The sequence below is a fragment of the Streptomyces sp. NPDC002309 genome, from assembly GCF_053593375.1.
The window spans coordinates 1-13,927 of sequence record NZ_JBSFCI010000047.1 but is presented as its reverse complement, the minus strand read 5'-3'; the positions used below and the strand labels follow the sequence as shown (position 1 = coordinate 13,927).

Sequence of the window (13,927 nt, the reverse complement as noted above, 5' to 3'; positions counted from 1 at the left end):
TTCTGTGCTGGATCACGACGGCTGGTCAGACCGTTCGCGCAGGTCGTCCGGGGCGCCCGGGCGGCGGCAGGCCGTATTCACATCGGTACGCCGCCGTTCACCGGCCCGAGTTCCTCCGCATTGAAGCGTGTTGACCATGCCTCGACAACACCTGAAGCCCAACCGTGGCGTGCTCGTGGCCGAGGTTCGCCCGGTGCCCCGCGGGTGGTCGTCCACCGGGCGGCCCGGCACCGCGGGGGCGTTGTCCACAGGCTCGCCGGACTGTCACCGCTCGCCAGTAGGGTGTGAGACATGGCCGATCCCTCCAGCTACCGCCCCAGGCCGGGAGACATCCCGGACACCCCCGGGGTGTACCGGTTCCGCGACGAGCACCGCCGGGTGATCTACGTCGGAAAGGCGAAGAGCCTGCGCCAGCGCCTGGCGAACTACTTCCAGGACCTGACCGGCCTGCACCCGCGTACCCGGAGCATGGTCACCACGGCGGCGTCCGTGGAGTGGACGGTGGTGTCCACGGAGGTCGAGGCACTGCAGCTGGAGTACTCCTGGATCAAGGAGTACGACCCCCGGTTCAACGTCAAGTACCGCGACGACAAGAGCTACCCGTACCTCGCGGTGACGATGAACGAGGAGTACCCGCGCGTGCAGGTGATGCGCGGCCACAAGAAGAAGGGCGTGCGCTACTTCGGGCCGTACGGGCACGCGTGGGCCATCCGCGACACGGTGGACCTGATGCTGCGTGTCTTCCCGGTGCGCACCTGCTCGGCCGGCGTCTTCAAGAACGCCCGCCGCACCGGCCGCCCCTGCCTGCTCGGGTACATCGGCAAGTGCTCCGCGCCCTGCGTCGACCGGATCTCCGAGGAGGACCACCGGGAGCTGGCCGAGGAGTTCTGCGACTTCATGACAGGGCGTACGAACACATACCTGCGCCGGCTGGAGAAGCAGATGACGCAGGCGGCCGAGGACCTGGAGTACGAGCGGGCGGCCCGGCTGCGCGACGACATCGGGGCCCTTCGCAAGGCCATGGAGAAGAACGCGGTCGTCCTCGCCGACGCGACCGACGCCGACCTCGTCGCCGTGGCCGAGGACGAGCTGGAAGCGGCCGTGCAGATCTTCCACGTCCGCGGCGGGCGTGTCCGCGGCCAGCGCGGCTGGGTCACCGACAAGGTCGAGGAGATCACCACCGCCGCCCTGGTGGAGCACGCCCTGCAGCAGCTCTACGGGGAGGAGACCGGTGACGCGGTCCCCAAGGAGGTGCTCGTCCCGGCGCTGCCCGACCCGGTCGAGCCGGTGCAGGAGTGGCTCGCCGTGCGCCGCGGCTCGAACGTCTCGCTGCGCATCCCGCAGCGCGGCGACAAGAAGGCCCTGATGGAGACCGTGGAGCGCAACGCCTTGCAGGCGCTCGCGCTGCACAAGACGAGGCGTGCCTCCGACCTGACCACGCGTTCGCGCGCGCTGGAGGAGATCGCCGACGCCCTGGACCTCGACAGCGCCCCCCTGCGGATCGAGTGCTACGACATCTCGCACCTCCAGGGTGAGGACGTCGTGGCGTCCATGGTCGTCTTCGAGGACGGCCTGCAGCGCAAGAGCGAGTACCGCCGGTTCCAGATCAAGGGCTTCGCCGGGCAGGACGACGTCCGCTCGATGCATGAGGTGATCACCCGGCGCTTCAGGCGCTACCTCGCCGAGAAGGAGCGGACGGGGGAGTGGGCCGACGGCGAACCGGACACCACCGGCGCCACCACGCTCGACGCCGCGGACGGCGCGTCCCGGGACGGCGGCACCATCGTCCTCACGGACGGCGACACGAACGGTTCCCCCGACCGCGCCGCGAACGGCGGCGGCACGCACACGCCCCCGCTCGCCGGCGGCCTCACCGAGGACGACGGTCGTCCCAAGCGCTTCGCCTACCCTCCACAGCTGGTCGTCGTCGACGGCGGCCGGCCGCAGGTGGCCGCCGCCCGACGGGCCCTGGACGAGCTGGGCATCGACGACATCGCCGTGTGCGGCCTCGCCAAGCGCCTGGAGGAGGTCTGGCTGCCCGGCGACGACGACCCGGTGGTCCTGCCTCGCAGCAGTGAGGGCCTCTACCTGCTGCAGCGTGTCCGTGACGAGGCGCACCGGTTCGCGATCACCTACCAGCGCAGCAAGCGCGCCAAGCGCATCCGCTCCAGCCCCCTGGACGACGTCCCCGGGCTCGGCGAGACACGCAAGCAGGCATTGATCAAGCACTTCGGTTCGGTGAAGAAGCTGCGGTCCGCGACAATCGACCAGATCTGCGAGGTTCCGGGCATAGGCCGCAAGACGGCCGAGACGATCGCCGTGGCACTCGCCCGCGCGGCCCCGGCCGCACCCGCCGTGAACACGGCGACTGGAGAGATCATGGATGACGTGGAAGACGGAGCACCCGGGACGACGGCGGGTGCTCCAGGGGAGCCCGTGCCCACGGGCGCCCCGGACGAGCGACGGGGGCAGGAGAGATGACCGAGCACAAGAAGCAGTCCACGGACCGGCGAGATCAGGAACCCGAGGAAACGCACAAGGTGACCGACGAGGACTCCACGCGGCATGACGCGCCTCAGGACGACGGAGCGCAGGCGGCTGCGGCCGGGGACGCGGGCGCGGCGGAAGCGGCGATCCCCGAACTGGTGATCATCTCCGGCATGTCCGGAGCCGGCCGCTCGACGGCCGCGAAGTGCCTGGAGGACCTCGGCTGGTTCGTGGTCGACAACCTCCCGCCCGCGCTGATTCCCACCATGGTGGAGCTCGGTGCCCGTTCGCAGGGCAACGTCGCGCGGATCGCGGTCGTCGTCGACGTGCGCGGCAGGCGCTTCTTCGACAATCTGCGCGAGTCCCTCGCCGATCTCGACACGCGCGGGGTGACCCGGCGGATCGTCTTCCTGGAGTCCTCCGACGAGGCACTGGTGCGGCGCTTCGAGTCGGTGCGCCGCCCGCACCCGCTCCAGGGGGACGGCCGGATCGTCGACGGCATCGCCGCCGAGCGCGAGTTGCTGCGCGAGCTGCGCGGCGACGCCGACCTGGTGATCGACACCTCCAGCCTGAACGTGCACGAGCTGCGCGCCAAGATGGACGCCCAGTTCGCGGGCGAGGAGGAGCCGGAGCTGCGGGCGACCGTCATGTCGTTCGGCTACAAGTACGGCCTGCCGGTCGACGCCGACCTCGTCGTCGACTGCCGCTTCCTGCCCAACCCGCACTGGGTCCCGGAGCTGCGCCCCTTCACCGGCCTGAACGAGGAGGTGTCGGGCTATGTCTTCAACCAGCCCGGCGCGAAGGAGTTCCTCGACCGGTACGCCGAGCTGCTCCAGCTCATCGCGACCGGCTACCGGCGGGAGGGCAAGCGGTACGTGACCATCGCGGTCGGCTGTACGGGCGGCAAGCACCGCTCGGTCGCGATGTCGGAGAAGCTCGCCGCGCGCCTGGCGGCCGAGGGTGTGGAGACGGTGGTCGTGCACCGGGACATGGGACGGGAATGACGGGACGTACGTTGCGGCTGAGCCGGCTGCGCAAGGTCACCCCCGAGGGGCGTGGCAGCAGGCTCACCGAGCCCCGGGGCGGCCGGGCACGCCGCCGGGGCACCCAGCCCAAGGTGGTGGCCCTCGGCGGGGGTATGGGGCTGTCCGCCTCGCTCGCCGCGCTCCGCCGTATCACCGGCGACCTCACCGCCGTCGTCACCGTGGCCGACGACGGCGGCTCCAGCGGGCGGCTCCGCGACGAGCTGGGCGTCCTGCCGCCCGGCGACCTGCGCAAGGCCCTGGCCGCGCTGTGCGGCGACGACGAGTGGGGCCAGACCTGGGCGCGGGTCATCCAGCACCGCTTCCATTCCGGCGGCGAGATGCACGGCCACGCGGTCGGCAACCTGCTGATCGTCGCCCTGTGGGAGCAGCTCGGCGACCATGTCCTGGCCCTCGACCTGGTCGGCAAGCTGCTCGGCGCGCACGGGCGCGTGCTGCCCATGTCCGCCGTGCCGCTGGAGCTCCAGGCGCTGGTCAAGGGCCACGACCGGGAACGCCCCGAGGACATCGACACCGTGCGCGGGCAGGCGACCGTCGCCCTCACGCCGGGCGAGGTGCAGTCCGTGCACCTGGTGCCGAACGACCCGCCTGCCGTCCCGGAGGCCGTCGAGGCGGTCCTGGACGCGGACTGGGTGGTGCTCGGACCGGGCTCCTGGTTCTCCTCGGTCATCCCGCACCTGCTCGTCCCCGAACTGCTGGACGCCGTCTCCCAGACCAAGGCCCGCCGGGTGCTCTCGCTGAACCTCGCTCCACAGCCCGGAGAAACCGAGGGCTTCTCCCCGCAGCGTCATTTGGAGGTTTTGGGACGACACGCCCCTAAACTCGCCCTGGACGTGGTGCTGGCCGACGAGGCCGCCGTGCTCGACCGCGACTCACTGACCGACGCCGCCAAGCGTTTCGGTGCCGCGGTCGAGCTGGCGCCCGTGGCCCGGAGGGACGGAACTCCGCGGCACGACCCGGAGCTGCTGGCCGCCGCGTACGACCGTATTTTTCGGATGCATGGAAGGATCGGCCCATGGCGATGACGGCAGCGGTGAAGGACGAGATCTCCCGGCTCCCCGTCACCCGCACCTGCTGCAGGAAGGCGGAGGTCTCCGCCATTCTGCGGTTCGCCGGCGGCCTTCACCTGGTCAGCGGGCGCATCGTGATCGAGGCGGAGCTGGACACCGCGATGGCGGCGCGGCGACTCAAGCGGGACATCCTGGAGATCTTCGGGCACAGCTCGGAGCTCATCGTGATGGCTCCCGGCGGCCTGCGGCGCGGTTCGCGCTACGTCGTGCGGGTCGTCGCGGGTGGCGATCAGCTCGCCCGGCAGACGGGCCTGGTCGACGGCCGGGGACGCCCGATCCGGGGTCTGCCGCCGCAGGTGGTCTCGGGGGCCACCTGCGACGCGGAGGCCGCCTGGCGCGGGGCCTTCCTGGCCCACGGCTCGCTCACCGAGCCCGGCCGCAGCTCTTCCCTGGAGGTGACCTGCCCGGGCCCCGAGGCGGCGCTCGCCCTGGTGGGTGCCGCACGTCGGCTGTCGATCGCCGCGAAGGCCCGCGAGGTGCGGGGAGTGGACCGGGTCGTCGTCCGTGACGGTGACGCGATCGGCGCGCTGTTGACCCGGCTCGGTGCCCATGAGTCGGTGCTGGCCTGGGAGGAGCGGCGGATGCGCCGCGAGGTGCGGGCGACCGCCAACCGGCTCGCCAACTTCGACGACGCCAATCTGCGCCGCTCCGCGCGGGCGGCGGTCGCCGCCGGTGCCCGGGTGCAGCGCGCGCTGGAGATCCTCGCCGACGACGTGCCCGAGCACCTCGCTGCCGCCGGTCGGCTGCGCATGGACCACAAGCAGGCATCGCTGGAGGAGCTGGGCGCGCTGGCCGACCCGCCGCTGACCAAGGACGCCGTCGCGGGCCGTATCCGCCGGCTGCTGGCGATGGCCGACAAGCGCGCGTCGGACCTCGGCATCCCGGGCACCGAGGCGAACCTCAGCGAGGAACTGGCGGACAACCTCGTCGGGTGACGCCGCGTCGGACCCACCGGTGCCGGCCCTCGCCGCGCCCGGCGCGGCTCGGGCGTCCCGCGCGGCACGGACGTCATGCCGGGCACTGGCGTCCCGCGCGGCACCGGCACCGACGTCCCGCCCGAGCGTCATGCCAGGCGTGTCCCACCCGGCTCGGGCCTCCGGCGGCTCGGGCGTCCCGCCCGGCTCGGGCTTCTCGTGCGGCAAGGGCGTTGCACCTGGCTCGGGCTTCTCGTGCGGCAAGGGCGTTGCACCCGGCGCCAGCGTGCCGCCCGGCGCCAGCGTTCCGCCCGGTACGGGCGTTCGCACCTGGCACCGACCACCCGCCCGGCACGGGCATCGCCCCCGCCCCCGGCACAGGCACCGGCATCTCGCCCCGCCCCCGTGTCGCGTCTGGCTCGGTGTCCCGCCCCGCGTCGGCGCTCACCCCTGCTCATCCCGCCCCGCGTCGGCGGCCCCCCTGCTCATCCCGCCCTGCGCCCGCGGCCTCCCTGCTCATCCCGCCCCGCGTCGGCGCCCACCCCTGCTCATCCCGCCCCGCGTCGGCGGCCCCCTGCTCAACTCGCCCCACCCCTGCTCATCTCACCCCGTCCCTGCCATGCCGGTAGCGTCCAGACGCCCCCAACTCCCCCGACGTGCTCTTGACTTGACCATGATCTGTCATGAGCCTGGCATCCATTCGCCACTGTGGCGAACCACCGCAAGGGGGGCTCATGAGACGAAGAGCGAGAACGATCCTCGCCGCCGGCGTGCTCCTGCTGGGCGGCCTCACCGTGGCGCCCGCGGCACAGGCCGACCAGAAGGCGTCCCACCCGGACACCGAAGAGGTCAAGGTCTTCCGCGCCGATGTCACCCGGCAGCAGGTACCCCTGCTGCTCGCCACCGGGCAGGACAGCCACGAACTCGGCGAACAGATCCCGGACAAGGGCACCGCCACCGTCGAGGTCTACCTGACCGACAAGCAGGCCGGGAAGCTGGAGCGGCAGGGCGTCGACCTCACCGAGCACAAGCTCTCCGCCAAGGCACGCGCACGCGTGGCCGCCGCGGGCGACGGGGTCTTCCGGCCGTACAGCGGGAAGGGCAACCTCAAGGAGGAGATCCTCCGGACCGGTCAGCAGCACCCGTCCCTGACCAAGGTCGTGTCCCTCGGCAAGACCCTGCAGGGCCAGGACATCCTCGCCCTCAAGCTGACCAAGAACGCCAAGAAGACCAAGGACGGCGCCAAGCCCGCCGTCCTCTACCTCTCCAACCAGCACGCGCGCGAGTGGATCACGCCGGAGATGACCCGGCGGCTGATGCACCACTACCTCGACAAGTACGCCACCGACAAGCGCGTCCGGAAGATCGTCGACACCACCGAACTGTGGTTCGTCCTCTCCGCCAACCCCGACGGCTACGACTGGACGCACCACGCCGACGGCGACCGCCAGTGGCGCAAGAACATGCGCGACAACAATGGCGACGGCGCCCACACCATCGGTGACGGTGTCGACCTCAACCGCAACTTCTCCTACAAGTGGGGCTACGACGACGAGGGTTCGTCCCCGTTCCCCACCAGCCAGACCTACCGCGGCCCCGGCCCGAACTCCGAGCCCGAGACCAAGGCGCTGGACGCCTTCGAACGGCGGATCGGCTTCGAGTACGGCATCAACTACCACTCCGCCGCCGAACTGCTGCTCTACGGCGTCGGCTGGCAGGTCGCGACCCCGACCCCGGACGACGTCCTCTACAAGTCGCTGGCCGGCACACCGGACAACTCCGCGATCCCCGGCTACCACCCGCAGCTCTCCTCCGAGCTGTACACGACCAACGGCGAGGCGGACGGCCACGCGGCCAACGTCCACGGCACCGCGATGTTCACCCCGGAGATGTCCACCTGCCAGACCGTTTCGAACGTCGACCCCGACGACGCCTGGAACCCGGTGGACTGCGAGTCGATCTTCACCTTCCCGGACGACGAGAAGCTGATCCAGGAGGAGTTCGTCAAGAACGTCCCGTTCGCGCTCTCCGTCGCCGAGTCCGCCGCGCGGCCCGACCGGCCCAGGTCGTCGGTCGGCGTGGACGCGCCCGACTTCACCCCGGCGACGTTCACGACGTCGTACTCGCGCGGCGCCGACCAGGAGGTCTCCGTCGTCGCACGGAAGTCCGTACGCGACAAGGAGCTCAAGTACCGCGTCAACGGCGGCCGTACGCTCGACATGCGGCTGCGGCCCTGGAAGGGCGGCGAGACGTTCGGCGGTGAGGACAACCTCTACTTCGACGAGTACCGGGCGAAGGTCGCCGACGGCGTGCCCGGTGACAAGGTCGAGGTCTGGTTCTCCGGCGAGACGCGGTCCGGGAAGCCCACCACGAGCGAGCACTTCACCTACACGATCGCCGAACGGCCGCGCGCCGACGTCCTCGTCGTCGCCGAGGAGGGCGCGCCCGCGGCCCACGCGCAGAAGTACGTCGACGCGCTGAAGGCCAACGGCGAGCGGGCCGTCGTCTGGGACGTCGCCACCCAGGGCGCACCGGACGCGCTCGGCGTGCTGACGCACTTCGACACGGTCGTCCACCACACCGGCGCCGTCCGCCCCGGTGTCGCCACCCAGCTCCAGCTGCGCGCCTTCCTCAACGAGGGCGGCAGGCTGATCGAGGCGGGCGAGACGGCCGGCGGCTCGGTCGACCTCGGCGGGGGCACCCTGTCGAACGACTTCAGCCAGTACTACCTGGGCGCCTACACCCGTACGTCCCTCCCGGCCGTCACCGGATTCACCGGCACCGGGGTTCTCGGGGGCGTCACGGCCACGCTCGGCGACGCGCCCGGCAACCCGCTGAACACCGCCGGATCCTTCGGCGTCACCTCCGACACCCTGCCCGTCGCCACCTTCCCGCAGTTCGGGAGCGCGGGCGCGGGCCAGTACCCGGGGACCGTCAACCCGTACGGCCCGTACGAGGGCGCGTCCATGGCCGCCGTCACGCACTCCGACTACGCCTGGAACCGCCTGACCCGCACCGTCGACCTCACCTCGGTGACCGCGGCCGACGCGCCCACCCTGCGCACCCGGCTGCTGTGGGACACCGAGGAGGGCTACGACCACGCCGTGCTGGAGGCGCACACCGCCGGCGCCGACGACTGGACCACGCTCCCGGAGAAGAACGGCGCCACCGGCACCGCCGTACCCACCGAGTGCGAGGCCGGCTTCTTCATCCAGGCGCACCCGGCGCTCGAGCGGTACCTGACCCTCGGCGCCGACGGCTGCACGCCGTCCGGGACCAGCGGCGCCTGGAACAGCTTCACCGGCACCGCCGACGGCTGGCAGCAGGTCGAGTTCGATCTGTCCGCGTACGCCGGGAAGACGGTCGAGGTCTCCCTCGCCTACATCACCGACCCCGGCTCCGGCGGCCACGGCGTCCTCGCCGACAACGCCACGGTCGTCGTCGGCGGCGCGGCGGGACAGACCGACGGTTTCGAGACCTCGCTCAGTGCCTGGACCACCACCGGCCCGCCGGCGGGCAGCCCGGCGGTGGTCGCGGACTGGGGTCTGTCCGGGGAACTGTTCAAGACATATGGAGCGGTTACCACGGAGGACACCGTGCTGCTCGGTTTCGGTCTGGAACACGTCACCTCGGCGGCCGACCGCCGGGATCTCGTCCGTGAGGCGCTCGAGGCGCTCGACCAGTGAACATCCCGTCGAACGCCACCCACTGTCCGTAGTCAAATCGGGTGATCCGGCCACACGGCCCGGGCGGTCCGTACCCCTACTGGCTGGTACGGGCCGCCCTGCCGTGTATGGGCCATCTCGATGTCACCGATGGCGCCACGGGGAGGTAGGGTCGTAGGCGGTCGGGGACATCCCATACAGCTCGCCGGCATCAACGGCCGGCGTACCAACGAGGAGATCGGTTCGTGACGATCCGCGTAGGCATCAACGGCTTTGGCCGCATCGGTCGTAACTACTTCCGCGCGCTGCTGGAGCAGGGTGCTGACATCGAGATCGTGGCTGTCAACGACCTTGGTGACACCGCGACCACCGCTCACCTGCTCAAGTACGACACCATCCTGGGCCGTCTCAAGCACGAGGTGACGCACACCGCCGACACGATCACCGTGGACGGCAAGACCATCAAGGTGCTCTCCGAGCGCAACCCCGCCGACATCCCGTGGGGCGAGCTGGGCGTCGACATCGTCGTCGAGTCGACCGGCATCTTCACCAAGCGCGAGGACGCCGCCAAGCACCTCGCCGGTGGCGCGAAGAAGGTCCTCATCTCGGCTCCGGCCAAGGACGAGGACATCACCATCGTCATGGGCGTCAACCAGGACAAGTACGACCCGGCGAACCATGACGTCATCTCCAACGCCTCCTGCACCACCAACTGTGTGGCGCCGATGGCCAAGGTGCTCGACGAGAACTTCGGCATCGTCAAGGGCCTGATGACGACGGTCCACGCGTACACGAACGACCAGCGCATCCTGGACTTCCCGCACAAGGACCTGCGCCGCGCCCGTGCCGCCGCCGAGAACATCATCCCGACCACGACGGGTGCCGCCAAGGCCACCGCCCTGGTCCTGCCGCAGCTCAAGGGCAAGCTCGACGGCATCGCGATGCGCGTCCCGGTCCCGACCGGCTCGGCCACCGACCTGGTCGTCACCCTGCAGCGCGAGGTCACCAAGGACGAGGTCAACGCCGCGTTCAAGAAGGCGTCCGAGGACGGCGACCTCAAGGGCTACCTGGTCTACACCGAGGACGAGATCGTCTCCTCGGACATCGTCAGCGACCCGGCGTCCTGCACCTTCGACTCCTCCCTGACCATGGTCCAGGAGGGCAACACGGTGAAGATCCTCGGTTGGTACGACAACGAGTGGGGCTACTCGAACCGCCTCGTCGACCTCACGGTCTTCGTCGGCAACCAGCTCTGAGCAGCATCTCGCAGGCATCTTGACGTGAGGGCAGGGCTCGGGCAGCGCACGCCGCGCCGCCCGAGCCCTGACTCGCGTGCAGATCGACCAGCCCACTCGTATCGAGAGCCCTTCCCAGGAGCCCCTTCATGAAGACGATCGACGAGCTTCTATCGGACGGTGTGGCCGGCAAGCGGGTCTTCGTCCGCGCCGACCTCAACGTGCCGCTGGACGGCACCACCATCACCGACGACGGCCGTATCCGCGCCGTGCTGCCCACCGTCGAGGCGCTGGCCGACGCGGGCGCCCGCGTGGTCGTCGCCTCGCACCTGGGCCGCCCCAAGGGTGCCCCGGACCCCGCCTACTCGCTCGCCCCGGCCGCCGCGCGACTCGGTGAACTCCTCGGCGCCGACGTCCGGTTCGCCACCGACACCGTCGGCGACTCGGCCCGGGCGGCCGTCGGTTCCCTCGCCGACGGGCAGGTCGCGGTCATCGAGAACCTGCGCTTCAACGCCGGCGAGACGAGCAAGGACGACGCCGAGCGCGCCGCCTTCGCGGACCAGCTCGCCGCCCTCGCCGACGTCTACGTCGGCGACGGCTTCGGCGCGGTCCACCGCAAGCACGCCTCGGTCTTCGATCTGCCGGCCCGGCTGCCGCACTACGCCGGCTACCTGATCGCCACCGAGGTCGGCGTCCTCGGGAAGCTCACCGACGACGTCAAGCGGCCCTACGTCGTCGCCCTCGGCGGCGCCAAGGTCTCCGACAAGCTCGCCGTGATCGACCAGCTCCTCGGCAAGGCCGACCGCCTGCTGATCGGCGGCGGTATGGCGTACACCTTCCTGAAGGCCAAGGGGCACGAGGTCGGCATCTCGCTGCTCCAGGAGGACCAGATCCCGGTCGTCCAGGAGTACATGGAGCGGGCCGAGAAGAACGGCGTCGAGCTGGTCCTGCCGGTGGACGTCCTGGTCGCCCCCGACTTCCCCGACCTGAAGACCAAGGCCCCGGCCGACCCCACGACCGTCGCCGCGGACGCCATCCCGGCCGACCAGGAGGGTCTGGACATCGGTCCGGAGACCCGCAAGCTGTACGCCTCGAAGCTCGTCGACGCCGGCACCGTCTTCTGGAACGGCCCCATGGGCGTCTTCGAGCACCCCGACTACGCCGAGGGCACCAAGGCGGTCGCCCAGGCCCTCATCGACTCCCCGGGCTTCACGGTGGTCGGCGGCGGCGACTCCGCCGCGGCCGTGCGCACCCTGGGCTTCGACGAGAACGCATTCGGCCACATCTCGACCGGTGGCGGCGCCTCCCTCGAATACCTCGAGGGCAAGACGCTCCCCGGCCTCGCCGCACTGGAGGACTGACCCCGATGGCTGCATCCAATGTTTCCGGGCGCACGCCGCTGATGGCGGGCAACTGGAAGATGAACCTCAACCACCTCGAGGCCATCGCCCACGTCCAGAAGCTCGCCTTCGCCCTGGCCGACAAGGACTACGAGGCCGTCGAGGTCGCCGTCCTGCCCCCCTTCACCGACCTGCGCTCCGTGCAGACGCTGGTCGACGGCGACAAGCTGAAGATCAAGTACGGCGCCCAGGACATCTCGGCCCATGAATCCGGCGCGTACACCGGTGAGATCTCCGGCTCCCTGCTGGCCAAGCTGAAGTGCACGTTCGTGGCGATCGGCCACAGCGAGCGCCGCCAGTACCACGGTGAGACCGACGAGCTGGTGAACGCCAAGGTCAAGGCCGCCTTCAAGCACGACCTGACGCCGATCCTGTGCGTCGGCGAGGAGCTTCAGGTGCGGGAGGCGGGCAACCACGTCCCGCACACGCTGACGCAGGTCGAGGGTGGCCTGAAGGACATCCCGGCCGAGCAGGCCGAGACGGTCGTGATCGCCTACGAGCCGGTGTGGGCCATCGGCACCGGCAAGGTCTGCGGCGCCGAGGACGCCCAGGAGGTCTGCGCCGCCATCCGCGGCAAGATCGCCGAGCTGTACACCCAGGACGTGGCCGACAAGGTCCGCATCCAGTACGGCGGCTCCGTGAAGTCGGGGAACGTGGCCGAGATCATGGCGCAGGCCGACATCGACGGCGCGCTGGTCGGCGGCGCCTCGCTGGACGCGGACGAGTTCGTCAGGATCGTGCGCTTCCGCGACCAGTGAGCGGGCCGCTCACCCGCCTGCCCCGAGTCGATCAGTGAGTAGGCGCTGACGGCGATCCGTCGTACCCTTGCGGGGGCATGGCTGTAAACGCTGTGCCCCCGTCGTTCATCCGTTTCCGAGGAAGTTGGTCCAGCCGTGGTTTTGGGGTTCTCGATCGCCCTGATCGTCTTCAGCCTGCTGCTGATGCTGCTGGTGCTGATGCACAAGGGAAAGGGAGGCGGCCTCTCCGACATGTTCGGTGGCGGTATGCAGTCGTCCGTCGGCGGCTCCTCCGTCGCCGAGCGCAACCTCGACCGGATCACCCTGGTGGTCGGTCTGCTGTGGTTCGCGTGCATCGTCGTGCTGGGCATCATGATGAAGATCAACAACTGAGACGCGTACGCGTTTCGCACGTAACGCCCCATGTTCGGTACGCGCAGCTGAGCGCGGCCTATCATGGGGCTTGCGTCTGGGTGGGGGGTTGTAACTCCAATCACTGGACGCGCGTTGGGCCTTACGTAGACTGAGGCGCTCGCAGCGAAGCGAAACGCCGACTCGCTTCGCGGCACCATCACGCAGGGAGTTACGACCGTGGCAAGTGGCAACGCGATCCGAGGAAGCCGGGTCGGGGCGGGGCCTATGGGCGAGGCCGAGCGGGGCGAGTCCGCGCCCCGTCTGCGCATCTCCTTCTGGTGCTCCAACGGGCATGAGACGCAGCCCAGCTTCGCCAGCGACGCGCAGGTCCCCGACACCTGGGACTGCCCGCGTTGCGGCTTCCCTGCCGGTCAGGACCGGGACAACCCCCCGGACCCGCCGCGCACCGAGCCCTACAAGACGCACCTCGCCTATGTGCGGGAGCGCCGCAGCGACGCGGACGGCGAGGCCATCCTCGCCGAGGCGCTCGCCAAACTCCGCGGCGAGATCTAGCAGTTGGATCCGGCCGGGCACCCCGTGGTGCCCGGCCGGACCCACGTGGGTCCCAGGATCGCTGACACCAGTGGTCGCGGTGGACGTCTGTGTTGTCGCACGGCACGACGAGGCGACGACCGCTCACGTCCCCCCCTGATCAACTAGGTTGGGACCATGAACGCAGACGGCCGTAGCAGGCTGAATCAGACATCCGAGTGGACCGCTCTGGCCAAGCACCGTGAGGAGCTGGCGGACACCCATCTGCGGGATCTGTTCGCGACGGAACCCGGGCGCGGCTCGGGCTACACACTCCAGGTCGGTGATCTGTTCATCGACTACTCCAAGCACCTCGTCACGGACGAGACGCTGCGGCTGCTCCAGGAGCTGGCGGCCGCGACGGACGTCTTCGGGCTGCGGGACGCCATGTTCCGCGGCGAGAAGATCAACACCACCGAGGGCCGGGCGGT

The 13,927-nt window shown here is 70.4% G+C and carries 10 protein-coding genes and 1 pseudogene; all 11 read left to right on the top strand.

The window, feature by feature from the left end:
- Positions 1–291: 291 nt before the first annotated feature.
- Positions 292–2,481 carry an excinuclease ABC subunit UvrC gene (gene uvrC, locus ACWCPM_RS29755; RefSeq protein ID WP_450979351.1) on the top strand — a complete coding sequence of 730 codons (2,190 nt, stop codon included), beginning with the start codon at positions 292–294 and terminating at the stop codon, positions 2,479–2,481.
- Complete coding sequence (rapZ, locus tag ACWCPM_RS29750) at positions 2,478–3,491, top strand: RNase adapter RapZ (protein WP_450979350.1); 1,014 nt, start codon at positions 2,478–2,480, stop codon at positions 3,489–3,491. The genes uvrC and rapZ overlap by 4 nt, the downstream gene beginning before the upstream one ends.
- Positions 3,488–4,555, top strand: coding sequence for a gluconeogenesis factor YvcK family protein (locus ACWCPM_RS29745; protein ID WP_450979349.1), 1,068 nt, complete (start codon positions 3,488–3,490; stop codon positions 4,553–4,555). Before rapZ ends, ACWCPM_RS29745 begins: the two co-directional genes overlap by 4 nt.
- Positions 4,546–5,535 (top strand): DNA-binding protein WhiA, encoded by a 990-nt coding sequence (whiA, locus tag ACWCPM_RS29740; protein ID WP_450979348.1) that lies wholly within the window; start codon positions 4,546–4,548, stop codon positions 5,533–5,535. Before ACWCPM_RS29745 ends, whiA begins: the two co-directional genes overlap by 10 nt.
- A gap of 713 nt (positions 5,536–6,248) precedes the next feature.
- Entirely contained in the window at positions 6,249–9,200 is a 2,952-nt protein-coding gene (locus ACWCPM_RS29735) for a M14 family zinc carboxypeptidase (RefSeq protein ID WP_450979347.1), read from the top strand.
- Positions 9,201–9,424: 224 nt separating this feature from the next.
- Complete coding sequence (gap, locus tag ACWCPM_RS29730) at positions 9,425–10,435, top strand: type I glyceraldehyde-3-phosphate dehydrogenase (RefSeq protein WP_450979346.1); 1,011 nt, start codon at positions 9,425–9,427, stop codon at positions 10,433–10,435.
- A gap of 128 nt (positions 10,436–10,563) precedes the next feature.
- A complete protein-coding gene (locus ACWCPM_RS29725; RefSeq protein WP_450979345.1) occupies positions 10,564–11,775 on the top strand; it encodes a phosphoglycerate kinase in 1,212 nt (403 codons plus the stop codon).
- A 41-nt stretch (positions 11,776–11,816) separates the two neighbouring features.
- On the top strand, positions 11,817–12,572 hold the full coding sequence (gene tpiA, locus ACWCPM_RS29720; RefSeq protein ID WP_450979380.1) for a triose-phosphate isomerase: 756 nt from the start codon (positions 11,817–11,819) through the stop codon (positions 12,570–12,572).
- Positions 12,573–12,713: 141 nt separating this feature from the next.
- Positions 12,714–12,944 (top strand): preprotein translocase subunit SecG, encoded by a 231-nt coding sequence (gene secG, locus ACWCPM_RS29715; protein ID WP_365454130.1) that lies wholly within the window; start codon positions 12,714–12,716, stop codon positions 12,942–12,944.
- A 198-nt stretch (positions 12,945–13,142) separates the two neighbouring features.
- Positions 13,143–13,478: an RNA polymerase-binding protein RbpA gene (locus ACWCPM_RS29710; protein ID WP_003957010.1), complete on the top strand. Its 336-nt coding sequence runs from the start codon at positions 13,143–13,145 to the stop codon at positions 13,476–13,478.
- A 156-nt stretch (positions 13,479–13,634) separates the two neighbouring features.
- A pseudogene (locus ACWCPM_RS29705) lies at positions 13,635–13,927 on the top strand (glucose-6-phosphate isomerase); the annotation flags it as partial.

Excerpts from the sequence above, each read along its gene's own strand:
- uvrC (WP_450979351.1), top strand. The coding sequence starts at position 292 with ATGGCCGATCCCTCCAGCTACCGCCCCAGGCCGGGAGACATCCCGGAC.
- rapZ (WP_450979350.1), top strand. The coding sequence starts at position 2,478 with ATGACCGAGCACAAGAAGCAGTCCACGGACCGGCGAGATCAGGAACCC.
- ACWCPM_RS29745 (WP_450979349.1), top strand. The coding sequence starts at position 3,488 with ATGACGGGACGTACGTTGCGGCTGAGCCGGCTGCGCAAGGTCACCCCC.
- whiA (WP_450979348.1), top strand. The coding sequence starts at position 4,546 with ATGGCGATGACGGCAGCGGTGAAGGACGAGATCTCCCGGCTCCCCGTC.
- ACWCPM_RS29735 (WP_450979347.1), top strand. The coding sequence starts at position 6,249 with ATGAGACGAAGAGCGAGAACGATCCTCGCCGCCGGCGTGCTCCTGCTG.
- ACWCPM_RS29725 (WP_450979345.1), top strand. The coding sequence starts at position 10,564 with ATGAAGACGATCGACGAGCTTCTATCGGACGGTGTGGCCGGCAAGCGG.
- tpiA (WP_450979380.1), top strand. The coding sequence starts at position 11,817 with ATGGCGGGCAACTGGAAGATGAACCTCAACCACCTCGAGGCCATCGCC.